Annotated in this window: 22 protein-coding genes and 2 pseudogenes; 7 read left to right on the forward strand and 17 right to left on the reverse strand. The window is 59.0% G+C overall.

The genetic code is table 11. The features are described from left to right. Positions 1–98: 98 nt before the first annotated feature. On the reverse strand, positions 99–266 hold the full coding sequence (locus B0O95_RS17310) for a hypothetical protein (protein ID WP_416171945.1): 168 nt from the start codon (positions 264–266) through the stop codon (positions 99–101). A gap of 413 nt (positions 267–679) precedes the next feature. Between B0O95_RS17310 and B0O95_RS14115 the strand changes: the two genes are divergently transcribed. After that, a complete protein-coding gene (locus tag B0O95_RS14115; protein ID WP_233203397.1) occupies positions 680–1,330 on the forward strand; it encodes a hypothetical protein in 651 nt (216 codons plus the stop codon). Positions 1,331–1,424: 94 nt separating this feature from the next. On the opposite strand, the gene B0O95_RS14120 is transcribed toward B0O95_RS14115, so the two are convergent. Further along, positions 1,425–3,023 carry a hypothetical protein gene (locus B0O95_RS14120; RefSeq protein ID WP_104078444.1) on the reverse strand — a complete coding sequence of 533 codons (1,599 nt, stop codon included), beginning with the start codon at positions 3,021–3,023 and terminating at the stop codon, positions 1,425–1,427. Positions 3,024–3,525: 502 nt separating this feature from the next. On the opposite strand from B0O95_RS14120, the pseudogene B0O95_RS14125 reads away from it, so the two are divergent. Continuing rightward, positions 3,526–3,893 (forward strand): annotated as a pseudogene (locus tag B0O95_RS14125) (transposase); the annotation flags it as partial. A gap of 28 nt (positions 3,894–3,921) precedes the next feature. Here B0O95_RS14125 and B0O95_RS14130 read toward each other — a convergent pair. From B0O95_RS14130 to B0O95_RS14190, 13 genes are all read right to left on the reverse strand, one after another. Next, positions 3,922–4,482 carry a hypothetical protein gene (locus tag B0O95_RS14130; RefSeq protein WP_233203398.1) on the reverse strand — a complete coding sequence of 187 codons (561 nt, stop codon included), beginning with the start codon at positions 4,480–4,482 and terminating at the stop codon, positions 3,922–3,924. A gap of 675 nt (positions 4,483–5,157) precedes the next feature. Further along, a complete protein-coding gene (locus B0O95_RS14135) occupies positions 5,158–5,844 on the reverse strand; it encodes an HAD family hydrolase (protein ID WP_104078446.1) in 687 nt (228 codons plus the stop codon). Beyond that, positions 5,841–7,079: an MFS transporter gene (locus B0O95_RS14140; RefSeq protein ID WP_104078447.1), complete on the reverse strand. Its 1,239-nt coding sequence runs from the start codon at positions 7,077–7,079 to the stop codon at positions 5,841–5,843. The genes B0O95_RS14135 and B0O95_RS14140 overlap by 4 nt, the downstream gene beginning before the upstream one ends. Then, a complete protein-coding gene (locus B0O95_RS14145) occupies positions 7,072–7,989 on the reverse strand; it encodes an ABC transporter substrate-binding protein (RefSeq protein WP_104078448.1) in 918 nt (305 codons plus the stop codon). The genes B0O95_RS14140 and B0O95_RS14145 overlap by 8 nt, the downstream gene beginning before the upstream one ends. A 7-nt stretch (positions 7,990–7,996) precedes the next feature. Then, entirely contained in the window at positions 7,997–8,593 is a 597-nt protein-coding gene (gene nudK, locus B0O95_RS14150; protein ID WP_104078449.1) for a GDP-mannose pyrophosphatase NudK, read from the reverse strand. Then, entirely contained in the window at positions 8,590–9,501 is a 912-nt protein-coding gene (gene mtnP, locus B0O95_RS14155) for an S-methyl-5'-thioadenosine phosphorylase (protein ID WP_104078450.1), read from the reverse strand. The genes nudK and mtnP overlap by 4 nt, the downstream gene beginning before the upstream one ends. Beyond that, the gene (locus B0O95_RS16760; RefSeq protein ID WP_104078451.1) at positions 9,498–10,613 is read right to left on the reverse strand and encodes a fatty acid desaturase family protein; all 1,116 of its coding nucleotides are present in this window, start codon (positions 10,611–10,613) and stop codon (positions 9,498–9,500) included. The genes mtnP and B0O95_RS16760 overlap by 4 nt, the downstream gene beginning before the upstream one ends. Beyond that, the gene (locus B0O95_RS14165; RefSeq protein WP_104078452.1) at positions 10,606–11,316 is read right to left on the reverse strand and encodes an HAD family hydrolase; all 711 of its coding nucleotides are present in this window, start codon (positions 11,314–11,316) and stop codon (positions 10,606–10,608) included. Before B0O95_RS14165 ends, B0O95_RS16760 begins: the two co-directional genes overlap by 8 nt. Next, complete coding sequence (locus B0O95_RS14170; RefSeq protein WP_104078453.1) at positions 11,313–12,695, reverse strand: NAD(P)/FAD-dependent oxidoreductase; 1,383 nt, start codon at positions 12,693–12,695, stop codon at positions 11,313–11,315. The genes B0O95_RS14165 and B0O95_RS14170 overlap by 4 nt, the downstream gene beginning before the upstream one ends. Next, the gene (locus B0O95_RS14175) at positions 12,676–13,782 is read right to left on the reverse strand and encodes a DegT/DnrJ/EryC1/StrS family aminotransferase (protein ID WP_199180530.1); all 1,107 of its coding nucleotides are present in this window, start codon (positions 13,780–13,782) and stop codon (positions 12,676–12,678) included. The genes B0O95_RS14170 and B0O95_RS14175 overlap by 20 nt, the downstream gene beginning before the upstream one ends. Beyond that, positions 13,779–14,297 carry an NUDIX hydrolase gene (locus B0O95_RS14180; RefSeq protein WP_104078455.1) on the reverse strand — a complete coding sequence of 173 codons (519 nt, stop codon included), beginning with the start codon at positions 14,295–14,297 and terminating at the stop codon, positions 13,779–13,781. Before B0O95_RS14180 ends, B0O95_RS14175 begins: the two co-directional genes overlap by 4 nt. After that, positions 14,294–15,415: a DegT/DnrJ/EryC1/StrS family aminotransferase gene (locus tag B0O95_RS14185; RefSeq protein WP_104078456.1), complete on the reverse strand. Its 1,122-nt coding sequence runs from the start codon at positions 15,413–15,415 to the stop codon at positions 14,294–14,296. The genes B0O95_RS14180 and B0O95_RS14185 overlap by 4 nt, the downstream gene beginning before the upstream one ends. Further along, a complete protein-coding gene (locus B0O95_RS14190) occupies positions 15,405–16,481 on the reverse strand; it encodes a Gfo/Idh/MocA family protein (RefSeq protein ID WP_104078457.1) in 1,077 nt (358 codons plus the stop codon). Before B0O95_RS14190 ends, B0O95_RS14185 begins: the two co-directional genes overlap by 11 nt. 471 nt (positions 16,482–16,952) lie before the next feature. On the opposite strand from B0O95_RS14190, the pseudogene B0O95_RS14195 reads away from it, so the two are divergent. Beyond that, positions 16,953–17,066, forward strand: a pseudogene (locus B0O95_RS14195) (methylmalonate-semialdehyde dehydrogenase); the annotation flags it as partial. Here the strand turns inward: B0O95_RS14195 and B0O95_RS14200 are convergent. Continuing rightward, positions 17,050–17,841 (reverse strand): siderophore-interacting protein, encoded by a 792-nt coding sequence (locus B0O95_RS14200; protein ID WP_233203400.1) that lies wholly within the window; start codon positions 17,839–17,841, stop codon positions 17,050–17,052. The pseudogene B0O95_RS14195 and the gene B0O95_RS14200 sit on opposite strands and share 17 nt — an antisense overlap. A gap of 47 nt (positions 17,842–17,888) precedes the next feature. Further along, positions 17,889–18,578, reverse strand: a complete 690-nt coding sequence (locus B0O95_RS14205; protein ID WP_370641800.1) for a PadR family transcriptional regulator — start codon at positions 18,576–18,578, stop codon at positions 17,889–17,891. Between the two features lie 335 nt (positions 18,579–18,913). Here B0O95_RS14205 and B0O95_RS14210 point away from each other — a divergent pair, with 335 nt between their 5' ends. The 4 genes from B0O95_RS14210 to B0O95_RS14225 form a co-directional block, all read left to right on the forward strand. Beyond that, a complete protein-coding gene (locus tag B0O95_RS14210; RefSeq protein WP_104078459.1) occupies positions 18,914–19,153 on the forward strand; it encodes a hypothetical protein in 240 nt (79 codons plus the stop codon). Positions 19,154–19,223: 70 nt separating this feature from the next. Continuing rightward, complete coding sequence (locus B0O95_RS14215; protein ID WP_104078460.1) at positions 19,224–20,012, forward strand: OBAP family protein; 789 nt, start codon at positions 19,224–19,226, stop codon at positions 20,010–20,012. Between the two features lie 148 nt (positions 20,013–20,160). Continuing rightward, entirely contained in the window at positions 20,161–22,212 is a 2,052-nt protein-coding gene (gene tkt, locus B0O95_RS14220) for a transketolase (RefSeq protein WP_233203402.1), read from the forward strand. A 1,116-nt stretch (positions 22,213–23,328) separates the two neighbouring features. Then, positions 23,329–24,911: condensation domain-containing protein (locus B0O95_RS14225; RefSeq protein ID WP_233203403.1), on the forward strand; the 1,583-nt coding region annotated here is incomplete at its 3' end.

Raw genomic sequence — 24,911 nt, forward strand, 5'->3', positions numbered from 1 at the left:
CTTCGAGCGGCGCCTGGACATTCATATCGCCTTGCTCTGCTTGGCCGCTGCCGTTATCTGTTCGCGCTTCGTGGACGACTTGTGTTAGCGACTCTTAGTCAGGCTGACATTGTCAAAATCGCGGGTAATGGCGGCGGGGCGCAGGCGCTGCAAATAGTGCTCGACTGGGGCCGACACTCCAGGATCGTGGCTTCGGTCGAGCCGATATTGTAAAGATTGCCGGCAACAGCGGCGGTGTTCAGGCGCTCAAAGCGGTGTTCGAACATGGGCCAGCGCTCATGCAAGCAGGACGTTCGAACAAGGACATTATGGACATAGCTGCACGCAAAGGCGCGGCCAGCCAGATACGAAAGATGGCTGCACAGTTGTCGGGGCGGCAATAGGCGCAGCGGTTAGACAACATTGAAGGCGCGCGACAATCCGATGTGCGGTAACAGCGCCGCGGTCACGGCATGGTCACCGGCTGTCATCTTATGACCTACCGAGGCGAGCGGGCCGCGTTAGCGACCCGATGCGGCAGTAGGCATCCGACCATTTCCTAGATCGGCGGACATCAGCGAGGTAGTAGGAAGGCGCCAAGGCGACCGTGCTTCGTTTTTCAGGTCGATCTTTCTGATTTGGTAAACTACTTGGCCGTATTTATTATATTTTAAATGACCGAATCGAAATTTCGTCAAAAATGAAGATACTTGGCCACGGTAGAGTTATTTCTGTCTTTACATCGATCAAAGATTTGTCGAGGCAGGTCAATAGCAAAGCTATATCGCAAAATTTGCGGAGCCCGATTATTCAGAGCCTGCAGAACTTACGTGGCACTAGAAAAGATGCTTATTCTGGTTTTCGTGCCAGCCAGGCGACAATAAATGGTGCCGATGTGCAGCGGAAAAATCATTTTGGCGATAAGAAAATAGTAAGTAATTTTTGGCCGAAATCTAACAGTGTATCTGACAAAAAGCGCGATGCTCTTATGGAGAAAGCCAACGATTTTCTAAAGCGATTAGATAATGTGGAGAGCGTCGTTAATGGATCAATCCATGCTACCCTTAGCAAACTAGAGCATCATAGTCTAGAGACGCGGACGGAGCGAGAGTCCGAGGCAAAAGAAATTTACGATAGCATTGACAAGACTATCAAGGCGACGAGGGAAAAGACCCGGAAGCTTTTGCAAAAAAGCAATTTATCATACCAGCATAAAGTGTCATTGCATAAAATTGGGCTATCCGAAATCCAATATAATGAAATAATAAAAGATTTTGATAGTATTAAGGAGGATTTTCAATCTGGCCTAAAGGCAGCAAAAAACAAACTTGATAATTTGAATAAATTGTAGAATTCTTTCGCAATGTCGTGGGGCATTGATCTGCGAGTCGCACGGTAAGGCTGCGTCAGGCCTTTCCGTGCGACTCGCCAAGATTGGTGTTATTTTAACGTCGACCCAGCCGCGTTTTTATCCAATCAACGATGGGCCGGCGGCGACGCTCGCCATCTGCATGATCAGTCGCCTTCCGTCGATCGGGATCTTCCCACCATGTCACCGGTAACGGGTCAGGGTCGAGGTTAAGTCGCGGTTTAGGTGCCAATTTGGCTCGTTCATCGCGGGCGCGGGCCTGTATCGGAAATAACAGCTGTTCCTGCTTGCTCAATGTCTTTTTTAACAATTTCACATCCAGCCACCGTTCAAGGTCAAGGAGAAGCCTCATCCGTGTGGATGGTGGAATACCACTACTCAGGTCGAGGACACGTCCTAACGTCTCGGGAGAGTACGTGTGGATTAAGTTGCCGCGAATCCCTCGAATGATGTCGTCGAAACGGTCTTTATCCATGCTTTGGCCGCCGGATGTTCTGTCAAAGGTATCGAGTGCTAACGCCAGCGCAAATTCGGGATTGTTTCCCTCGGCCAATTCGCCGAATGCAGCGAGCAGTCCTGCAATGATTGGCTCCTGATCGGATAGATCCAACATCGGCAGGATTTCGTACTTCCACTGTTGCAGCCTTCGGTTTTGTTCGGCAGCAGTCAAGCCGATCATCGCTTCAGGCAATCCCGCCAACGCCTCACCTTTACCTATTGACAACCGCTTGGCTGCTTCAAACATGGATTCGTAGGTAGCGAGGCGTGTGTGCTCTGGCAGCCATCGGATCGCACGACCCAGCGCCTTGCGGGGTGTCGATTGAAGCTTCTCAGGAAGCGCTTCGACGTAATTGAGCAAACGCTGATGTCGATTCAACACAAGGGTGCGATCCAGACAATGAAGCAAAAACAATTGGTTGGCGAGTTCCGCGCTTAATTCTGCTCGTCCGAGATCGTCCAGCCGCGTCATTTCGTTCAGCAGCCGATCGAATCGTGTCGTCAGCTCGGGCCTTGGATTATAGGGTCTGCCGTGAACGGCCGCCCACGACTGCTCCCCGGTCCAATGAGAAGAGTCTAGCTGCAGTGCGAGGAGGGGTAGTATTTCGCGCCGCTCTTCCAATGGGCTAGCGATCGTGCGGCTGAGAATTGCATCGAATACTGCAATCATCGACTCAGCAGGTACAACATGATAGGAGCCCAGCCCCCATGTGCTTAGACGACGATAGTCTCCTTCAAAATGGTGGACCATCTTGTCCTGCAGCGCTTTGCTCCCCGGGATTTTCAGCACCTCAGCAAAGATGTGAGCAAATGCTTCAGTTTGTGCACCCAACGGAAGGCCACTGATACTGGACGTAGCCAGCTTGTCCAGTGCTGTCAATAGGATGTTTGGATCTGCAACGTCTCTATTCAGCCCATCCAAAAGCTCACGCAATGCTCCTATGCGGACCTCTCTTTCGACGTCCTTCTCACGCAACGTCTTCAAGAATGCGTTAACGCGCTCCATAGGCGCGATGCCAGAATAACTGCCTGCCGCCTGCCGCTGAGCCGTATGAGGGTTCTCGACGCTGAAGAAATCGCTCGGGGGCGAGTTGCCAGGACCGCTCTCGTGCGAGTCGATGGACACATAGATGGCGACATTGTGCGGGTTCGACAAGGGCGTGGTATTGAAATCCATACTGGACGTATCGAGAATGAAAGAAAGCCTAAGGTTGCACTGCCACCCGGGCAGATGCAAATAGGGGTGCGCCGACTATATAACGCATAGGCGAACGATTTTCCGAACCATTTCTGATGAGGCATGTACAAAGTCGTTTCCAATGGCTTTGTCGCATCAACACGGTAGAGTAAAATAGAAAGAGCCGTTAAATCTTGGCGACGAAACTGTGTTGAAGCCTTGTGCTGCTCACTGGACGTGACCTTGTTATCTGGAAAGACGGCGCTCGTTTGGCCGTGCAGCAAGCGCTAACGCCAAGCGGCGCGCGCGTATCCAGGGCGACAAAACAAACAGCATCGTCGAACACGACCAACACGCCATCTAACGCCTAAACGCTCACAACGGCATTGCCTAGACGACTGAGGCACAAGTCTGTTCATAAGCGGTACCAGTCGTCGGCCTTTAACACTCCTGGAAGACGTGGGCAAGGCCGCGAAGTCGCAGCCGTTTCTTTTGCCAACCGCTGCGCGAGCAGATCCACTTGAAGCATCCGTTGATTTGCTTTGCCGATGATCGACTGAGATCGGTTGAGCGCGGCGACGAGCGCGAATTCGTGTCGCACAGGGGCCGACCGACAAGCTTGCCGCGCTTGATTGCGGCGCTGCTGTATTTGCAGCACGCCTTCGACCCGTCAGGCGAAAACGGGCTCTGGCAATGGCCGGAGAATCCGTAGTGGCAAATGTCCACCGGCAAACGTACATGCAGACCAAGCCGCCAATCGATCCGTCGAGCCTGACGCGCTGACGCAAGCGGCTGCGCGAAGCCGGCGTTAAAGAATTGCTCGCCAAGACGCTCGAAGCGGCCAAGCGTGCCCACGTCGTCAAGACTTCGAGGCAGCCATTGGGTGGGGAAAAGAGCGTCAAATCCAATGCCCATCTCGCAACGCAGCACGCAGTGCCCGTCGCACTGCCCGCGCCAGAAGAAGAGCAGTACGGCGAGACAGGCCCTGTGCGATAGCATAATCGAGCCCATCGGCCTCGACCACGATGCCCCATTTGGCTAGGCGCCTGTGCTCGGGACGCCGCCATGGCAAGACCTGCGGTTCACTGGAGGCTGCGCGTAGCGACAGCAGGACAACACGGCATCTGCGCGGTGAGACCAGGCAAACGCGACTCACCCGATGCATGGCGATAAGGGCGGGCCCCGATTTCGAGCCGAACCACACGATCCCTGCCGCACTGATGCTGAACCGGCTTTCAGTCATGGCCGGCTCAAACCGACGCAGCCACCACCAGGCAGTCCACGCTTCCCCCAGCAAGACCACGATGCCGAGGTCAAGACGCATGAGAAACGCGGTGACGGTCAGACTACTGACGGCCAGCCATATTCCTATGCCTTCCCTTTTAGAAAGTACGACCGGCGGCACGACGAAGCGCACGTGCGCCGGATCCATGACAATGACATAAAATCCTTGTTCCACCACAGTATCTGTTGGCCCGCTTCGCTGGAGCCACGCGGGCCGTGCACCTCCTCCTTGCTTTGGGCAAAACACACTCCCTCGCGCCAATAGGCACGATGTGAGGAGAAGCGGAAAAGACGTTTACGCTGTTAGATTGATAGTCCTAGCGGCTGCGCAAAGTGTCCGCTTAATTTGTAGCAACAGTGGAGGATTGCACTATCTTACGGTGGTTGCGCGGCTCGGTGCGCCATGGCCAAGTAGCTCGACACCCGTTTAAAGGCGACAAGTGACGCAGAAAACGCGCGAAGACGAGGGAAAGGAAGAAGCAGCGTTCGACGAACACGCAGACGGCGATATTCGGACGGACAAACGCCAAGAGGTGGAATATCCATGCCTGGCTCCTGTATCACGGTTTTTACCCGCCCCCTTTCTTTCCACGGAAAGGGTGGCAGACCGAACGAGGGTGGAAACCGGGATACAGGAACCGGCCCAGCCAAAGCTGGCCCCGCCCGGCCCGCCATAGACGTGCCAGACGTAACGCACAAAAAAGCCGCGAATCATCAGATGGCGCGGCTTCTATGCGCCTGTATCTACCGGATTTCCACACCCGACCGCTGCTGTTTTCAGCGGCGATTCCAGTATAGGCAGTTCATTAAAAAACGGCAACTGGAAATTCCGGTTCCGTTGTTAGTTGCTTCACCGGCTGGCAACGTCGTGCTGCGCGTTGAGCTGGTGTGTTAACCGATCCCAAAGGCGTCGATCCTCGAAATCCCGAATCACCTCTTGTGCTCCGGCTTCCCGAAGCCTGTCCTCGCTCAATGCACTCGACATCCCGAACGTAAAGATGCCGGCCGAACTCGCGGAACGCACACCCGCCGCCGAATCCTCGAACGCGAACGCATGGTTGGCGTTTCCGTTCAATCGTTCTAGCGCTGTCGTATAGGGCAGCGGATGCGGTTTCCCGTGCGCCAGTTCGCTACCAATCACGAGCGTGTTGAATCGTGTGGCGAGTCCGAGCGCGTTCAGCATCATCGTTGCATTGCTGCGCGGCGCGTTCGTCACGACAGCGATCCGGATGCCAAATCGGTCTGCGAAGTCGAGAATGCGTTGTGTGCCGGCGGTCGGGGTCAGCCTATCTCCAAGCTGTGCGCGAAACAGTCGCTCCTTTTGACTCGCCAGCTCCGTATATTCCGTGGCCGGCATGCCGGGAAACAGCCTGCCAAAAATCATCTCGTCCGGAAAGCCCATCACGTGCTTCTTGTAATAGTCGAGGTCGATCGACCGGTCCCAACGCGCGAGCAGTGCGTTATACGCGTTCAGGTGCAGCGCGTCGGTGTCGACCAACGTGCCATCCAGATCAAACAGTAGGGTTAGCGCGGTCATTGGGCAGGGTCTCCATTCGTTGTGTCTCGGTGGTCGGCTTTTATGTGGGCACGCAGAATTGATAAGAGTGGCAACATTAACAGCGGATACGTGATTAACGTGGTGAATGAAGCTTGTATCCCGATCTCTTCCGATAACATGCCGAGCAGCAACGGTGTGGCCAACAACGCGATGCCGACCGCCTGCGAAGCGCGTGCGCTCAGCGACGCACTCGCGTCGGGCGCCGCGTGCATGGTCGCGCCAAGGATCAGCGGGAAGAAGTTGCCAAGGCATACGCCGAGCGCAGCCATGACGCACGCCGCGGTCCCTATACTGTGCACCGCGTGTAGCGCGGCGAATGCGACGACCGCGCCGAGTGTGATGGCCACGAGCAGCGTGAGCGGCTGCATCGCCCGCAGCAGGTAGCTGCTGGCCAGGCGCCCGCACACGGTGCCACCGAAGTACACGGTCATCAACGCCGCGGCCGTCGCGGCGCTGCCCGTGACGCTTACCTTTAAGTATTCGGCCCCCCAGAATCCGACGCCCCATTCGGCGGCAATGGCCAGGATCACCAGCGCCCAAAGGCTGAATTGCAGCATGCGGGGAAAATTTGCGGTATCCGACGCCGGTGTGGACATGTCCGCCGCGTGCACGCCCGGCTCGTCTCGACGGTATGCGGCGAACGGCAACGCGGCAAGCAGTAGTGCAGCGACCGCTACGGCGATCGGGGCTGCGCGCCACGACCAACCGAGCGACGTCGAACCGCTGATCAGCAGCGCACCGCCGAGTACGCACAGGCCGGCAGCTACGTGCGCTTCGACGAGTCTTGCGGCGGCGCGCTCTCGATAGCGCGCGCCGAGCTTAGCTTGGCCGGTGGTCATCAAGAGCCCGCCTGAAATGCCCATTAGCGCGCCGGCAAGCAGCGTGATCGGCAACGCACGCGCGATGGCGAACAGGCCACTCGCTGCGATAACCGACAGAATTGAGATTTGCCCGATGCCAGTAGGCAATCGTCGGTGTCTGAGCCAGCGGTATGGCAGGCGGATCGACGCGAGTCCGAGCGCGTAAGCGGCAAAGTGCAAACCGACGGCGCGCAGGTCAAAGTTCAATTCGGCACGTACGAACGGCATCGCGGGCCCGAGCATTCCCTGTTGCAAACCGTATAAGCCGAACATCAGATAGATTGCCCACGGACGGTGAGCGTCGTGGACGGATGAGCCGGCGGCACCGGTTTCGCTTGTGAGCCACTCAGTCATAGTGAGCCTGCTGGGTAAATAGCGTGTGCCATTGCACGGTACGGTCGAGTTTCGAGCGACCGGCGTCGGCCACGTTCAGTGCGGCCAAGCCCTGCATCGCTTCATTCCGCTCCGATGCATGATCGAGCACGACTTTGCCATAGCGCCGCGCGATTGCCGCCGCGTCGTTCGACAGCATCCATGAGAGCGCCCGCTGCGCGAGCCCCACCCGGGGTGAGCCCGCGCGGCAGCCGAACACTTCGTGTTCGTAACGGCGGCCATCGAGCGGAACGAGCCATCGCAAACTCGGGTACGCGCGCGCCGCTCGTGTCGCTGCTGTCGATACCGTGGCGGCGATCCACGCGCGTCCTGCAAGTACATCGTCGATCGGCGCGGTGGACGATCTGCCGATCGACGGATGCAGGTTTGCAACGGCGGCCAGCGTTCGCCACGCCGACTCGGGGCAGCATTCGAGGAGCGCGCTCAGATGAAGATAGCCGGCGCCGGATCGCGCCGGATCAGGTAACGCGATGCGGTTGCGCCAGATCGGCGCGGCCAATGCTGCCCACGAAGTTGGGGCGGTAAGCCGGCGATCGGCAAGCGCCGTCGCGTCGTAGCAGAAAACAGGAACAAAGCCCGATGGACTGAACGAGCGGCACTCGGCGTCCACGGCGCCGGGCTGCAGGCCCGAAAAATCGATCCGGTCCAGCGGCTCGAGCTGCCCCACGATCACCGGATCGAGCAACGCGGTGGCGGCGGTTCCGAGCAGCAGATCCCACGCGGGCGCGTTGCCATCGCGCAGGCGCTCGGCGAGTTCGGCGGTTGACCAACGCAGCAGGCGGATTGGCGCGCCAACGTGCGCCGACATGCCGTCGATGAATTCGGCGAGTTCCGCGTGCTCCATCGAACTAACGGCAAGCAGTTCGTCCATGATGGCGTCAATCAATAAGTTGATACAGCTGCGCGTACTGCAGCAGCATGATCGTCTTGCCGTCAGCGATCTCGCCCGAATCGATCATAGCGAGTGCCCGGTTGAGTGAAAGTTCAAGCACTTCGATGTCTTCACCGTCGGATTTGACGCCGCCTCCGTTACCAACGCGATCTTTATCGAAGTACTCGCCGACGAAAAAATAGAGCCGTTCCGTGACGGAACCTGGACTCATGAACGCTTCGAAGACTTTCCGCACGTGCTCAATTCGATAGCCGGTCTCTTCTTCGGTTTCCCTCTGAATGCAGGCCAACGGCTCGTCGCTATCGAGCAGACCCGCGCAGGTCTCGATCAGCATCCCGTCGTGTTTGTTGACGAACGCTGGGAAGCGAAACTGCCGGGTCAGGATGACGGTTCTCTTCGCCCGGTTGTAGAGCAGTATCGTCGCGCCGTTGCCGCGGTCGTAGGTTTCGCGCGACTGGCTTTGCCACACGCCGTCACGCCGCTGGTAGTCGAATGTTGTTTTGCGCAGCACGTACCAGTTGTCGGACAGCACTTCGACTTTTTTGATGCGTACGCGATCGCGCGTTGGAATAGCGTCGTTCAAAGCGTCATCTCCGTCCGTTGAGACAGCAATTGGGCCGCGCGAGGGGAAACCGCCGCAAGGCGTTCGATCATCGCAGGGTCGCGGTGAGCGGGCGCGGTCATGACCGCGGTATCAAGCGCCCGGTCGCAGCCGTGCGGGCACGTGCCGCGATGCGAGCCGAGCCGCGTGACTGCATCGGTGAAAAGGCGGGTTGCCGATGCGCTAACGTCGCGCATCCGTTGAGAGACGAGCGTCGCGTTCACTGCGTCGTGCTCGTCACGCCAGCAATCGAAGTCGGTCGGAATCGCGACGAGCGCATAGCAAAGTTCGGCTTCCCGCGCGAGTTTCGCTTCCGGCATGGCCGTCATGCCGATCACCGTGCCGCCCCACTGGCGATACAGGTTCGATTCAGCTCGCGTCGAAAACTGTGGGCCTTCCATTACGACATAGGTGCCGCGTTGCCGTGCGTCCACGCCAACCGCGGTTGCGCTGTCGGCGAGTGTTGCGCGCATCCGAGCGCAGACCGGTTCCCCAAACGGCACGTGACCGACCAGGCGCTGCCCGAAAAACGTTTTGTCGCGCTGTATCGTCCGGTCAATGAACTGGTCGATTAACACGAACGTGCCGGGCGGCGCTTCATGTGTCAGGCTGCCGACCGCGCTCATCGACAGCAGCTGCGTGCAGCCCAGCGCACGCAGCGCCGCTATGTTCGCGCGGACGTTGATGAACGATGGCGGGATCGTATGTCCGGGCCCATGCCGCTGGATGAAGGCGATCGGCATGCCGCCGAGCGTGCCGAGCACGACGGGCGACGACGGCGTGCCGAACGGCGTGTCGAGTTCGACGGTTTCTACGTGCTGCAATCCGGCCAGATCCTGGAAGCTGCTCCCTCCAATGATGCCGATTCGCGGGGCTTGTTCGTGCGTCACATTCCACCTCCCGTTTGGGGTATCGACGATTTCCGCCGGGTCTGTACCAGGCGGTCGTACAGTTCGGACAACGCGCTCGGTGCATTGCCGCTGCGCACCAGCAAACCCTCGCTTGCATGCGCCGTATAGCGCGGCTCGTGGACTTTCAGATGACGGTCGATGGCGGGCAAGTAATTCCATCGCACGCCTGGGTACAGCGAGTGGGCCAGGTGATAGGCATCGGAGGTCGGCGTAATGAACACGCGCGCCAACCACCCGGTCCATCCGAAATAGTCTGTTGGGCGGCCCGCGAGATACTCGAGATCAAGCCGGTCGCGCGTCGGGCCGTCCACGAACCAGCGGTGTTCCGTCAACAGCGAGATCCACGCGAACACCGGATACGACGTGATGAGCGGCGTGAGCCAGCCGAATACGACGCCTTTGCAGCCGCCGGCCCAGTACAGCACGGCCGCCGTCGCGGCGATCGCGATCAAGCGCGCAACCGTGGTCACGCGCGAATGGTTCAGCATGCTGTTGCGCGCCATCGTCGTGACGTTGGCCCACGCACCCTTCGGCGTGAGCGGGTACAGCAGCCGCGCGTAGAACTCAAGCGGCGAAAGTCCACTTGTGTAGCCTCCTGCTTTGACGCGCGCCCGGTTGGGGTCGAGTTTGGGATGATTGGGATGGCGATGATGCTCGACGGTGTGCGTTTGATGGCGGCTGTGCATGTCGCGCTTGAACATTGGAAACTGGTAGAACATGTCGCTCAGCCACCACTGCCAGGCGTGTGGCCGGCACAGCGCGAAATGCACAGCGTTGTGGCCGAACTCCTGCAGCGCGCGCATGCGTCCACCGCTCCACAGCACGACCCCCAGCCACGCGATGGGCCATGGGCACCGCTGCGCAAGCATCACGGCTGCGACGATGTCTAGCCAGGTCCAGATGAACGGGAGCGGCGCGAGCCACGCGTCGAGGGGCCGGTAATAGCTTTCCTTGTGGTCCTGCAGCCGCGGCAGCAGGCGCAGCAGGCGAAGCACCCGCGTACTGTCGCGGTAGTACCATGCGACGACCGCGCGCATGGCGAGGGCAGTCGCCACCACGGCGACGACTGCCGGATCGAGAATATCAGTCATGTTCAACGCTCCTATCGTTGCTGCCGGCCGACCACCTGCACGTCAAATGACTGAGCAACTCGCCGAGCCCGCCGTACACTGGTGCGCCGCTGCGAAGTAGCCGGCTGGCATCGTGATGACCCGTTGACACGAGAACGGGTCGCCAGCCGACCGCGCACGCGACGTCGTAATCGTGCGTCGTGTCGCCGATATACAGCGTCCGGTCTGGGCGCACATCCAGTGTCCGCATCAGTTGCATTGCCTCGTCCAGCTTGCTGCCCGCACGGTTGTGGGAGAGACCCACGATGTGTTCGAAACGGCCGTGCAGGCCTTTTGCGTCGAGCGTGCCGCGCAGGATGTCGCCATGCGACGCGGATAGAATCGATAGGCCGACGCCGGCCGCGCGCGCCGTGCCGAGCAGATCGAGAACGCCGTCGTGCAGCGCGCACTGCGCGACGTTTGCGTCGAAGCATTCGAGATAGTGTTCAACGATCGTCGCAAATGGCGTGCACGCGAAGTCGAAGCCGAGCGCCTTATAAAAGCCGGCGATCGGGAAATTGAACAATGCTCTATAGCGATCGCGTGTCACCGGCACGACACCAAACCGCTCACCGCAGCGATTGACGGCGCGTACCGCGAGATCGAGGTCGTCGATTAACGTGCCATTCCAATCGAGCACGATGTGTTCGATGCGCGTGGGAATCCAATCAGGGGAATATGTCATCTGAGTGAGCGGGGCCGGAGGGTTTCGAGCACGACGCGGGTCGTAATGGCTGGCGAATACAGCCGGCTTGGCGGCGTCACGAGATTCGTCACGCCGATCTGGGTCTCGAGCGCGCGGCGGTGGTGGGCCGATACGCGCCCCAGTCCCGTGCCATACCAATGGTGCAAGCGCGTGCGCCAGTTACGCTCGCCGACCGTCTCTGGAAACCGGAGATCCTCAGTCGTCGCCATATGCCACGCGTCATCGACGATCCCGCACAGCCTGCGCTGCACGTCGCGCCACGTCGATGCGTCCGCGAGTGCCGCATCGACGTGGCGATCAATGCATTCGGCTTCGAGCGCGCAGATTGTCATCCCTTGGCTGTATAAAGGATTCATGCTGCTTAGCGCATCGCCAACGACGAGCAAGCCGGCCGGCCAGTGCGCGATTCGGTCGTAGTGCGTGCGCCGGCTGCCTGGCATTCGGAATGTCGCGACGTCCGACAGCGGCTCCGCCGCGCGGATCACGTTGTAGATGTCCGGTACGGGTAGCGAAGCGAGCGCGTCAAGAAATTCAGCTGGGTCGCTGCCGGGAAAGTGTCCGAACCAACCGCCTGTCGTGACCATCCAGCGTTCTGCCTCGATGGGGCTGATGACGCCCATCGCGCGTTGCTGGGGTGTGTTCGGCAGCACGAGCAGCACTTGCCATTGCGCGGCCAAGGCCGGGATGCGGCGATAGATACGTGACGCATAGCCGAGTTCGGTCTTGACGATGCTCGTCTTGACGCTGCCGAACCCCGCTTCGCGCAGCCATTCCGGCATCCGCGTGCCACGGCCGCTCGCATCGACGACGAAATCGGCCGCGACGAAGCGTTCATCGAGCGTTGCATCGTCGGCGATCCACACGCCGTTGACCGAACGTATGCCGGTCGTTCCTTTGAAACTGACGCGCGTCACGCGCGAGCGGGACAAGACTTCGACGCCCGGCGTTTGCACGACGTGGCGGCGCAACTGATTGTCGATGAGCCTTCGGCTGCAATAGTGCGCGTGGATGCCGCTGCGATACCGGTTTTTCCATTGGCCTGCTTGGAACCATTTGACGTCGTGACCGAGATCGGCGACGAGCGCGCCGTCGCGTTCCAGTGCCGCTAGGAACCCGGGGAAAATGCGTTCAATGATTTGCTTGCCGCGCAGCAACAATAGATGGACGTGATGCTCTTGAGGCACGCTGCGGCGCGGTCCCGACTCGTCAAAGAAGTCGCCTTTTTCGACAAGCGTCACGCGCTGAAAGCGGCGGGCAAGTACCGCCGCCGTCAGGCAGCCGGCGAGGCTGCCGCCGATCACGACCGCATGGCTTGCACGCTGGGCGCAAACCGTGACGTCATTGTGCGGCGTAGTCATTGAGCACTCCTGCAATGTAATGCAGCTCGTCGTCGGTCAGGTCGGGATGCAGCGGCACCGTCGTCAGCGATCGCAGCAGGCGCGCGGCGTTCGGACAGGCCCGGCGATAGACGGCGAGCAGCGGCAGTTCAAACAGCGGCCGGTTGTCGTACTTGCCAATGTCGGACGGAATGCCATGCCGCTGTTGGTAGTCGACGAGACGGCGCCCGTCGTGCCCCAGTGCCTGCAACAACAATGCGTAGCCGTTTGGCGTGCCCCGTGGCGAAATCGGCAGTTCCCTGAACGCCGGATTGTCGAGCAGCGCAAGCAGCCGCTCCCGGTTGCGCAATCGTGCTTCTAGGTGGGCCTGCAGCCGCCGCGCGCGTGCGAGCCCGAGCGCGGCTTGCAACCCTCCGAGCTTCAGATTGACGCCCACCGTTTCGCCCGTCAGGTTGCCAAAGCGCGTGTACGCACGAATGCGCTGCGCGCGCGCGTCGTCGTCGGTCATGACGAAACCGCCTTCGCCGGTCGATATGAACTTGCAATGGTGGGTGCTGAAGCAGCTGATGTCGCCGTAGTGCGGCAGCCACATGCCGTCGAGTTTCGTCAGATGCGCGTGCGCGAGATCCTGAATCAGCGGCACGCCGATGTCTCGCAGCAACGCGCGCGTTTGGTCGAGCCGATTCGGATACCCCCACATCGGCACCTCGATGACTGCGCAGGTCCGCTCGCTAATGCAATGCTGCAGATCCGCCTCGTCGAGACCGAAACTGTCCGGTGCGACGTCGCAGAACACGGGACGCAGTCCGAGCGACAGGATGGGCAATACCGTGCAGATCGGACACGTCGGCGCGACGACGACCTCGTCGCCCAGCCGCCAATCGATGCCGGACAGCGCAGCGGTGACTGAAGCTGAGCCTGACGAGACGGCGATCACATGCCGCACGCCGTACGTGGCGGCTAGCACGGCCTCGTAGTCCTCGACGATTTGCGCGGTGCCCGACAGCCCTGTGTGCAGTGCGCGCGTCAGCTCGACGATGTCTTCCGGCGTGTCGTGCACGCATGTCTCGGTGATCCGGCGCGGCGCCGTTTGGGTAGCGTTCATCATGCGATCATCTCTTCGTCCACCAGACGCCATGCAGCTTCATCGCGAAATAGGCGGTGCACGAGGCGCCGGAAGTTCGGGAACATGCACAAGCCGCTCGTCTGCTCGTATGTGAAGAAGCGCGCGCGGTCGTTTTCCCGCTGGACTGGGCATGTACGGGCGGCGGTTGCGCACAGATAGACGAGGTCGATGTGGTAATGTGGTTCACGCGTGTCATCAATGAATTCGCACAGCACTTGGTATGGCCGGTGCAACACCGTGACGTCTGCGTCCGGATCGGCAAGCTGAGGATTCGTCTTGCCGACGAGCGTCGCGCGAATGCCTGTTTCTTCGTCGATCTCGCGCAGCACGGCCTGGTCGGGCGTCTCGGTCCGCTCGATGTGGCCGCCGGGATAGAGCCACACGCCGAGTTTGCGATGCTGCAGCAGCAAAAGCTTTCGATGCCGATTCATCACCAGCCCCGACGCGGTGAAATGCCGATCCAGCGTCGCTCGGCCATGAGGGACGTGAGTGGTCATATCGCCTCATACCGGTTGATGCAGGCCGCGATGTGGTCGAGTTCATTGACCGTGATGCCGGGATGCACGGGTATCGTTGTCATGCTGGCGAGCAGCGCCTGCGCGTTCGGGCACGCGGTGCGATACCGCTCGAGCGCGGGAAACTCGTACAGTGCCTTGCAGCCGTATCGCTTGATGTCCGACGGCACGCCGAGATCGTCGAGATAGTCAATGAATGCTGCATTGTCCGCAAAACGCAGCTCGAGGTTGAGAAAGTAGTAGTTCGGCACGCCGCCCGCAACGATTGCCTTCTCTCGTACTTGCGGATGATGGATACGCTCGAGCAGATAACGCGCATTCTCGCGACGCTTGTCGATCTGCGCGGTGAGCGATTGCAGCCGGCTCTTGCCGAGCGCGGCGGGTAGCGCCGCAAGCTTATAGTTCAGGCCGAAGTCCTTGCCGTTCAGATTTCCGAAGCGGCTGTAATCGCGGCTACGTTTTGCGAGCACGTCGTCGTCTGTTAGCAGGAATCCTCCCTCACCCGTCGCGAGCAGCTTTCGCTCATGCGTGCTGAAGCACGACACATCGCCGAAATGCGACAACGGCTGGCCATGCAGGGTCGTGCCGTGCGAGTGCGCGAGATCGAGGATCAGTTTAATGCCTAGCTCACGCGTGATAGCTTGGAGCGCGTCAACTTCGGTTGGATAACCCCACATCGGAATATCGATCAGCGCGCGCGCGCGCGGCGTCATGCTCGCACGGACGGAATCCGGATCGGCGCCGAAACCGTGCGCGCGTGTATCGACAAACACGGGAGTCGCACCCGCGGCGATGATCGGATAGACTGTGCACAGTGGGCAACTCGGCGTGAGCAGTACGTCGTCGCCAGGCTCGACGCCAACCGCGTACAGCGCGACGCTTAGCGCAGCGCCACCCGATGACAACGCGACGGCATGCCGGGCACTGAACCACTCGCCGAGTGCTTGCTCGTATTCGGTCACCACGTCGCTCGTGCCCGACAGCGAACGCGCGAGCGTCGCCTGCAGTGTGTCGACGTCTTCCGGATAGACCGCGCGATATTTGTCCGAGACCGTGCGGCGCGCAGGTGACGACGTGTTGACGGTGAGATCAGAGGACATTAGATACGACTCCCGGATTGGCGGTGGATGTGGCGTGAAGCGTCGGCAGCGCGAAGGTTTGTACAACGCCGATGTCTTGCGAATCGGCAGCGCAAATCTGTTCGATGACCCGATAGGTGGGCAGCAGGCTTTCGAAATTCGCGTTAAACGTTTCCCGCTTTCGGATGGCTTCAAAAAATTCAAATAGTTCGCCGTAGTAACCGCTTCGCTCGTATCCGGAATCGAGCGGGCCTGGTTGCCACACGCCGCGCCAGCGCTTTGCTGTGCCAGTCGCGCGCGTGCCGTGCTCAGGTTCGTGTATTGTGATGTTCCACAGGTTGTCGAGTTCGACCATCATCGAGGTCGAGCTGACGATCTTCATGTCAAACTCGAAGTACGGAAACATCGTGCCGCACAAAAGGCTGGCTGTCGTGCCGGATGAAAAGACCAGTTCGGCATTGACGATCAGCGAGTCGTCATAGCGCTGCACTCGAGACCGGATGCCGGTCAACTCGCCGCCACCGAATGTGATGCCAAGATCGATCGTATGGATTGCCTGCGCGAGCAGGAATGAGCGCAGGGTTGAGTCTAGGCCCCACAGGGGCGCTCGAGGCTTGCTCGCATAGTGATTAAGCTGGACGTGCAACGTGCGACCGAACGGTGCAGCCTGTGTCATGTCGCGTAACTGCCGTATAGGCTTTGCGAACTTGAAATTCATGCCCACGCCTGTTATGACGCCGCTCTGGCGATTCGCCAGGACGAGTGCCTCGAGTTCGTCAAGTGTGAAGCATGGGGGCTTTTCGACGAAGACATGGATGCCCGCGCGCATCGCTTGTAACGCAATGTCGCGATGTGCCTGGGGTGGGCATGCGAGCACGAGTGCGTCGGGCGCGGTGAGCGTGAGTAGCTCATCGACGCTGGCTGTGACAGGAACGTCGGATAGGAAGCGATGAATTTGCGCGGCGCGAGCAGCAGTGATATCGCATACGCCAACGATGCGGATATTGGGCATTTGCAGCAACGTGGGTAGCAGGTTTTCCTGCATCTGTGCGCCCAGGCCCACGATGCCGATTCGGATTACGGCCATCAAGTGTCTCCATTAATTTAGTTAGTTCAATTAATAGTTAGGTTGGGGAAATTGTCTATTCATAAAATAAGTTGTCTGTGCGGCCGACAAATATCGGTTTGGATGAAGAAGCAACAGTGACGCAGTGCCGCGTTAACCCTGACGTTTTGCGAAGGAAAGCGCCTGCTGTTTGCTTACCTGGTCACTGTTTAGGCATGCATGACAGTATCAAGAAGAAAAGTAATGTGCAAACTTTTTTACACTACGCAGGATCTATTCTTTTAACCAGGTTGCTGGGAATATTTTTTGGGGGTTGCGCGAGGCGAAAAGAAGGAAATGTGGGGTGGTAGGTGTTTTGAGGTAAGGATTTTTGAAGTATGTTTTAAATGAAGCAATAGTTGAGGAGGCATTCTAATAATTGTGTTTAGTCAATTGCTCCCCAAAAAATGGTTTTATTGGATCTGGAGGTTAATTAATACAGGGTCGGAGGGCATGGCATGGCATGGCTTCGGCGACTGGAAGAGCAGCCTGTTTGGTGACCTGCATGCATACAGCGAGGCGGGCGGGCGCTTCTACACGAGGCAGATTGTCAACCGTCGATCGTCTCGTGCACCGCGGCGGTACCACGCCGCCAATAGCTGGCCGCGCGGATCCGGGACTTCGGTACACCGCGCTCCTCCACCAAGTACTGGCGCACTGCGCGCGCTATGCCGGCCTCGGCCGCCACCCAAACGTAGCCATCGCCGCCCGGCAAATCCGTATCCTGCACCGCGCGTAACAACGCGCCGCCGTCGGGCCCCGCGCAGTCGCGATAGCGCCACACCGCATGCAGTTGTGCGCGGGTATTGAGGTCGATGCGCGACGCTGCGTTTGCCACCTCAATCACGGTTACCACCCGAGTATCGGCGGGTAACTCTTCAAGCCGCCGCGCAATGGCGGGCAGTGCGGTATCGTCGCCGACCAGCAAATGCCAGTCGAAGCCGGTTGGGATGATGAGTGAGCCTCGCGGTCCGCCGACGCCGAGCCATTGTCCCGGTTGTGCCTGCCTTGCCCATGCGGACGCGGGGCCGGCATCGTGCAGTGTGAATTCCAGATCCAATTCGCCTGCCTGCCGATCGTAGCGCCGCGGCGTGTAGTCGCGTGCCGGGGGGCGTGGATGATGCTCCAGGAACACGACACCATCCGGTCTCACAGTCGGCAGCAGGGGTTTGTCCATGCCGGGTAATGGAAAAAACACCTTGACGTGGTCATCGAACGAAGCGGAGACGAAATCATGCAGATCGTCGCCGACCAGCGTCACACGCACCAGCGTCGGCGTGACCTGCCGCACGCGCTGCACGCGCAACAGACGAAACTTCAACGGATGTCGAACGCGCGTCACGATGCGCTCCGGGCAGTCCTGCACCGTGTTGTCCTGATCGGGTGTCGTTAGCTTGCCTCCGGCTTGTGCTCGATTTCGGCGACCGCGCGCCTCAGGATGGCTGCAATGCGCCGCTGCTCGTCCGGCGGCAGGTTATCGCGACGGTACAGCGCTTGCTTCAGTGCGAGCCGGGCCTCGTTGAATTCCGGCAGCCACGCCGGGCCCCCCGACATGTCGTCACCTTCGCCGGTGGCGAAGAAGCGGCGGATCATCTCCATCTTGCGGCCGATGTGCTGCAGCTTGGCGAGCAGCAGGTCTGCGCGTTCTCGGTTGGCCTCGAGATAGTCGCGCCCGGGATCCGCCACTACGTACCGCTTGCGGTTGCCTTCCAGGTGGACTGTGACGTAGCCGAGCTCCTCAAGGTAGGTCAGAGCCGGATACACCATGCCTGGGCTCGGGCTGTAGTAGCCGCTGGAGCGAGCATCCAATGCCTTGATCAACTCATAGCCATGGCTGGGCTGTTGTGCGATTAGCGCGAGCAGCAGCAATTGCAGGTCGTCGGACGAGAATTTGCGGCCGCGCGACATGCTTTCGTCGTCGCCGAAGCCGCCGCTGCCGCCGCCCCAGAACGGGCTACCACCGCCGTGCCGCCGGTGGCCGTGCCGGCTCATCGTGTGGCGCAGCGCGGCAAACGGCATGTAATCGTGCCACGAGCGCGGACTGCGTGGCCAATCGCGGAAAAAAGAACAATGACGCATGGGTTGCTCCAAGAGAGTCGTAAGATACATCTAAAGATATGTGTCTTTAGATGTATTGTCAAGGTCGTGGGTGTAAAAGACTGAGCAGTCCAATTGCCGCAATCGCTGGAGTGTGGTGCCGTCCGCCAACGGGCAGGTCAGAACGCATCTGGTCTGATGCTGAGCGCCTCGACTTCATTACCTGGGCGTCGTTAGTTCCGATGCGTAGCAGCCGTGACGCCGGAGGTATCGCGGCGATTGGCTCGAGCCGGTACCGGGCTGCCACGCAGCGGCATGCGGTTTGCTGTGGACAGGGACGCGCGCCGTTGCGGCGCGCCTGTTGAAGGAGACCCACGATGAAACATCGCGATGCCGCCGATCGTGCTGACCCCGCAACGCGCAAACCCGCGGAAGGTGAAGGCGAGGTGACCGTCGACAAGGATGGCAAGGTGCACCAAAAAGGCCATGGCAACATGGACGAAACGATGATTCCGCAGAAGCCGGAACCTGACCGGGGCCCGTACCAGCCGCCGCCGGGGCATCTTGATAATCCAAAGGACGTCGAGCCGCGCAGCGGTGGTGATTTGTCGGCGTGAAACCTTCGCAGCACACCGGTCTTTATCTTGGGGCCACCGCGGCCCTATTCACGAATAACGGGGGTAATCGATGAAAAAACCTGCAATCTGCGCGTGCCGCCGAGCGTTCACGTCGTCAGCGCTTAAGGTCGCGTTGGCCTCCGCGGCTGGCGTGTCGGCGTCGTCTGCGCGCGCCGACGAGGACCACGGCACGCCCGTGCCCGGGGCAAAGCTGTCGCCGCGAAGCCGCGTGCTCGATACGGGCGCACGACTGTTGCAGAAAAAGCGACCTGTTGACGCAATGAGCGCATTTTTGAACGGTTTCCATTTCTATGCAGATGACATGGGCCGGCAGGTCGAGGCCTTTCATTACTGCACGCATCTGACAGAAGACTTCCATCAATGTGTGATCTACGATTCGGATGCACCGGATGCAAAGCTGATTGGCATCGAATATATCGTCAGCGAGCGTGTATTCCGCACGCTGCCCGACGAGGAGCGACGGCTATGGCACAGTCACCGCTATGAAGTGCGTTCCGGAGAACTTCTGGCGCCGGGCATTCCGGAGAAAGCCGAGCACGCGCTGATGGGGCAACTCGTCAACACGTACGGCAAGACCTGGCATACGTGGCAGATCGATCGCGATCACGCGTTGCCGCTTGGCATTCCGCAACTGATGATGAGTTTCACGGATGACGGGCAACTTGACCGTGCGCGCGTGCGGGCGCGTGACACGCGGTTCGGCGTGTCTACCGACGCGCTGCGTCGGCGCCGTGCCGATCTGGCGCAGCCGCAGCCGGTTGCCGGCGCGGACGCGTGGCAGGACGGCAGCACGCTGCAGCTTGTGGCGGCTGAGGTAAAGGTAAAAGCGCCGCGTTGACCAACGTACATGTCGGGCTGACGGGAGGACGAAGATGACAGTTGTCTGTCGCATGCATACCGCCGCGCGCTCTTTGCCCCCATGCTGGCAGTAGGATAAAAACGGGACAGCGCGTGTCATTTGTTCAAGACCTATAAAGGATAGACTGATGACAGAGCAATTTTGTGCAGTACCCCCAGCACCCAAGGGCGTGCCGGCCCCCCGCGATCCGCATCTTCGAGAAATGGCCAACTGCATTCGATTCCTGTCGATAGACGCTGTACAGAAGGCAAAAAGCGGCCATCCAGGTGCGCCAATGGGCATGGCCGACATTGCCACTGTCCTGTTCAAGGACTTCATGCGATTCGATGCCGCCGATCCTCACTGGATTGACCGGGATCGGTTTGTTTTATCCAACGGTCACGGTTCGATGCTGCTGTACAGCCTCTTATATTTGACTGGCTATTCCGACATGCCGGTCGAGGAGCTGAAACGCTTTCGTCAACTCGGCAGCAAGACGCCGGGTCATCCTGAATATCGGCATGCCGATGGTATCGAACTGACGACGGGACCATTGGGACAGGGGATTGCCGAGTCGGTGGGCATGGCGCTGGGCGAGCGTATTATGAATGCGTGCTTTGGCGACGAGCTAGTTAACCACTACACGTACGTTTTCATGGGCGATGGTTGCTTGATGGAAGGCATCAGTCAGGAAGCCATTTCGTTGGCAGGCCATCTGAAGCTGGGTCGCCTGATTGCGTTCTGGGACAACAATTCGATCTCGATCGACGGTTCAACTCGCCTTGCGGTTTCTGACAATGAGGTCGAACGCTTCCGCGCGTCGGGTTGGCACGTGCTGGAGATCGATGGTCACGACACCGATGCGATCCGCGATGCGATCACGGCAGCGCGGCACGTTAACGAGCAGCCGACGTTGATTGCGTGCAAGACGATTATCGGCTTCGGATTTCCGACAAGAGCCGGAACCCAAAAGGCCCACAGCGATGCGCCGGGTGACGACGAGATCGCAGGTGCGCGTAAGATCCTCGGTTGGGAGTCGGCACCATTCGAGATTCCTGACGCTTTGCTGAATGAGTGGCGCGCAATCGGCGCGCGAGGCAGGGCCGAGCGCTTGGCGTGGGCCGACCGCGTGCGACAGGCCCCCGAAGCGCTTCGTCGTGAGTTCGAGCGGCGCAACCGGGGCGAGCTGCCGGTCAACTGGAAAGCGGCGATCGCCGCGGCGCGCGCGGAATTTGTGGCTGACGACACGCAGATGGCCACGCGGCAAGCCAGCGGCGCCGTTCTCAGCCACCTCGTCGACGCCATTCCGGAGTTACTGGGAGGGTCGGCCGATCTTACGCCGTCAAACAATACCAAGGTTAACAGGCAGGTTGAGATCAAGCCGGGGGATTACGGCGGATCGTACGTGCATTACGGTGTGCGCGAGCATGGGATGGCTGCGGCAATGAACGGCTTGGCGCTGCATGGCGGCTTGATTCCCTATGGCGGCACGTTTCTCTGTTTCTCCGACTATTGCCGTCCGGCCATCCGCCTTGCGGCGATGATGCGCATACGGACCATCTTTGTCATGACGCACGATTCGATCGGGCTGGGCGAAGACGGGCCGACGCATCAACCTGTCGAGCATCTCGCTGCGCTGCGCGCGATGCCTCATCTAGGCGTTTATCGGCCAGCAGACGCGGTGGAGACGGCGGAATGCTGGGAGCTTATTCTGGAGCAACCACGCCGGGCGGCGATACTTGCGTTGTCCCGCCAACCCGTGCCGCTGCTGCGCCAGGACGCCAAAGGGGGCAACCGATCGGCTCGCGGCGCCTACGTGTTGCTGGAAGCGGAAGGCGGCCCACGCCAACTCACGTTGCTTGCAACCGGATCCGAATTGCACCTCGCCGTGCAGGCCCGCACAATCATGCAGAACGAAGGGGTGCCCACTGCGGTCGTGTCGATGCCCTGTTGCCTGCTTTTTGACGAGCAGAATCCGGAGTATAGAGAATCAGTGTTGGGCGAGACAGCGGCGAGAGTGGCCGTCGAGGCGGCTGTCGGGCTCGGTTGGGACAAGTATCTCGGCCCCGCCGGCCGATTCGTGGGCATGCACGATTTCGGCGAGTCAGGCAAGATTCAGGACGTCTATGCACGCTTTGGCATCACGACGGATGCGATCGTGCGCGCGGCGCGACAGGTGGTGGCCGATGTCAGACATTGATGCTGGGAAAAACGCCAGGCTAGCGCGCTCGCGGTGCCGGTTTCAGGCGGCCGAGGCCGGATGATCGTACGACGACCGTACGATCCGGCAATCGCGTAGCCTTGCTCCGGGGCTTTCGAATCTCCCCACCCGCGATGATCGATGGCAACGGTCCGGCGTTCGCGACGCTACAGCGTCGTTCGCCATTCGCACGACGTGGAACGTGTTCACCCGAAAAAAACTGAACTCCGAAGGTTGAATGCCGATCAAATCGCCTTCGGTCAGGTCATCGTTTACCACCGAACCACCGATAGCCAGAGAAGATTCTTCCATCAAAATCGTCAGCGCTATGCGCGTCGATCTTTTTGATAAGTGCCCCATGACGTTCGATCAGACGTGAGGTGGCGGAGTAAAGGCGTTTGACTGGGGCCATCCGCGCTTCTTATCGATATCCTCATGCAAGGAGCACTTTTTCATCTATCCAGCAAACGGTGGCGCAATGGTGTCTTAAGTTTGTTATGCATCAAGGCACTGACTTGCATAAGCTTGGAGAGCGGTAAATTGTTCTCGCTTCGGTCGTTGTCTTGAACAATGTATCACCCTATCGGAGGCGTGGCGCCTTATCGAATACAGGTAACTCCGTTAGCGGGTGAGCGATTTCCACAGTTTTCAAACAAATCGACGAGCAGCAAAGCAGCAGGTGTGAACGGTCATTGAGCAGACGGGTAATGCTGCTGACTTAAATTAACGCAGTCAACGCGGTCCAATACTGTATTTAAATTAGCATACCTAAGAAGAGCGGTGAGACTTCGTAGCCCATCGAGTGTGGGCATCAAACAGCAATCCACTAGGTATTACGGTGTACGGTTGGGCTTGGTCGTGCATGCACATAAAAAGTCATATGAGTTATTGATTACATTCACTTTCTTGTCATAGGCACAGTATCTGCTGTCTATTATCCGAACCACTTCATAAAGATCGCCAAGCGGGACGGGAAGAAGTGTCCAGCGAATTGGTACGCAAGCTTGCTTTGTGTGCAAAACTAAATTTTGTTTGTTTTAATATTTGAAATTCTGAGAAATTTAAAGATTTAATTTATATATGTAAATTAAATTTTTTCTGGATTGGAGCTTAATTATGTCTATTAGTGTCGCGCCACTGACGTATCCGTTATCAACGGCTCAAACGGAAATCTGGCTTGCTCAGCAGCTCCATCCAGACGGTCCTGCCTATACTATTGGTCAGTACACGGTTATCGAAGGCGCCGTTGATCCAGCCTTGTTCGAAGCGGCGTTGCGGCAGGTGGTCAATGAAGTGGACAGCCTGCGGCTGCATTTTGTTGAGACCGATGAGGGAATTCAACAGTATGTCGGTTCACCAGCGTGGTCGCTATCGTGGGTTGATCTGAGTGCGGAAGCGGACCCACAAGCCGCCGCTCAAGCATGGATGCGGGCCGATGCTGAGCGGCCAGTGAATATTTTACAAGGATCGCTGTTCCATTATGCATTGCTAAAAACTGCCTCGGACCAGGTGCTGTGGTACCAACGCTATCACGCTATCGTGATGGATGGCATGAGCATGCACCTTATTACGCAACGCATCGCACATGTGTATAGCGCGATGCGCAAAGGTGTCGAACCTGCGCCATGCTCTTTCGGCTCGGTGTCCAAGCGGTTAGAAAAAGATGCCCAATACCACAATTCGGCCCAATGGGCGCGCGATGAAGCGTATTGGCTCAAACGTTGCACCAATTGGCCTGAACCGGTGATGCATGCAGGCCAGCTTGCGAGCGCTTCTCATCATCGCTTACACCATACTGCTGATCTTACCCAGTCCGATAGCCAGGAGATTGATACATTCGAGTCTTCTGCGATTGATTTAGCCCAACTCGTTACCGCTGCCATGGCGGCCTATTTGCATCGGCTAACCGGTGTGCAGGACGTGGTACTTGGTGTTCCAGTGAGTATTTGCTCGAGTACGGATCAATGCGTCCCTGGTAGGGTGTCTAACGTACTTCCGGTACGGCTGACCGTGCAACCGAGCGCTAGCCTCTCGTCACTGAAAGACCAAGTAGCACAGCAAATTCATCAAGGACTGCGGCATCAATGCTATCCGATTGATGCTTTGCGCCAAGCATTGGGGTTGTCGCCCACTCAGCCGCTGATGAGCTCCATACTGGACCTCGTTCTGACTGATAACACGCTGTCGTTTGACGCATATTCGTCAACGAGCCACCTTTTAGCCACTCAATCTACCGAAAGCCTCGTTATCGTGGCCCAGCTTCAACACGATAGCCTCATGTTGCGAGTTGATCTTGGTGTAAACCGCGCATTCGGCACGGCAAATGAACTCACTACACGTCAACATGGTTTCCTAGCGCTCCTGAAAGCGCTCAACGCCGATCCGACTCAGCCTATCAGCGACATTGACTGGCTCAATGCAGCGCAACAGCAGCGCCTGCTCGTCGAGTGGAACGCCACCGTGCAATCGGTGACTGACGCGACGTTGCCCGAGTTGTTTGAACAACAAGTCGAGCGCACTCCCGATGCCACTGCGCTGGTGTGCGTAGATCAGACATTGAGCTATGCCGGACTCAACGCTCAAGCGAACCGTTTGGCCCATCGGCTGATCCGGCTGGGCGTGGTGACGGAGACGCCAGTGGGCGTGTTGATGCAACGCTCGCCCGAGCGCGTAGTGGCAGCGCTGGCCGTCATTAAAGC

Source organism: Mycetohabitans endofungorum (assembly GCF_002927045.1).
Classification (GTDB): Bacteria; Pseudomonadota; Gammaproteobacteria; order Burkholderiales; family Burkholderiaceae; genus Mycetohabitans; species Mycetohabitans endofungorum.

Coding starts and splice junctions, on each gene's coding strand:
- B0O95_RS17310 (WP_416171945.1), bottom strand. CDS start 266: ATGTTCGAACACCGCTTTGAGCGCCTGAACACCGCCGCTGTTGCCGGC.
- B0O95_RS14115 (WP_233203397.1), top strand. CDS start 680: ATGAAGATACTTGGCCACGGTAGAGTTATTTCTGTCTTTACATCGATC.
- B0O95_RS14185 (WP_104078456.1), bottom strand. CDS start 15,415: ATGTCCTCTGATCTCACCGTCAACACGTCGTCACCTGCGCGCCGCACG.
- B0O95_RS14135 (WP_104078446.1), bottom strand. CDS start 5,844: ATGACCGCGCTAACCCTACTGTTTGATCTGGATGGCACGTTGGTCGAC.
- B0O95_RS14190 (WP_104078457.1), bottom strand. CDS start 16,481: ATGGCCGTAATCCGAATCGGCATCGTGGGCCTGGGCGCACAGATGCAG.
- B0O95_RS16760 (WP_104078451.1), bottom strand. CDS start 10,613: ATGACTGATATTCTCGATCCGGCAGTCGTCGCCGTGGTGGCGACTGCC.
- B0O95_RS14140 (WP_104078447.1), bottom strand. CDS start 7,079: ATGACTGAGTGGCTCACAAGCGAAACCGGTGCCGCCGGCTCATCCGTC.
- B0O95_RS14120 (WP_104078444.1), bottom strand. CDS start 3,023: ATGGATTTCAATACCACGCCCTTGTCGAACCCGCACAATGTCGCCATC.
- B0O95_RS14215 (WP_104078460.1), top strand. CDS start 19,224: ATGAAAAAACCTGCAATCTGCGCGTGCCGCCGAGCGTTCACGTCGTCA.
- B0O95_RS14165 (WP_104078452.1), bottom strand. CDS start 11,316: ATGACATATTCCCCTGATTGGATTCCCACGCGCATCGAACACATCGTG.
- B0O95_RS14180 (WP_104078455.1), bottom strand. CDS start 14,297: ATGACCACTCACGTCCCTCATGGCCGAGCGACGCTGGATCGGCATTTC.
- tkt (WP_233203402.1), top strand. CDS start 20,161: ATGACAGAGCAATTTTGTGCAGTACCCCCAGCACCCAAGGGCGTGCCG.
- B0O95_RS14210 (WP_104078459.1), top strand. CDS start 18,914: ATGAAACATCGCGATGCCGCCGATCGTGCTGACCCCGCAACGCGCAAA.
- B0O95_RS14175 (WP_199180530.1), bottom strand. CDS start 13,782: ATGATGAACGCTACCCAAACGGCGCCGCGCCGGATCACCGAGACATGC.
- B0O95_RS14205 (WP_370641800.1), bottom strand. CDS start 18,578: ATGCGTCATTGTTCTTTTTTCCGCGATTGGCCACGCAGTCCGCGCTCG.
- B0O95_RS14170 (WP_104078453.1), bottom strand. CDS start 12,695: ATGACTACGCCGCACAATGACGTCACGGTTTGCGCCCAGCGTGCAAGC.
- B0O95_RS14145 (WP_104078448.1), bottom strand. CDS start 7,989: ATGGACGAACTGCTTGCCGTTAGTTCGATGGAGCACGCGGAACTCGCC.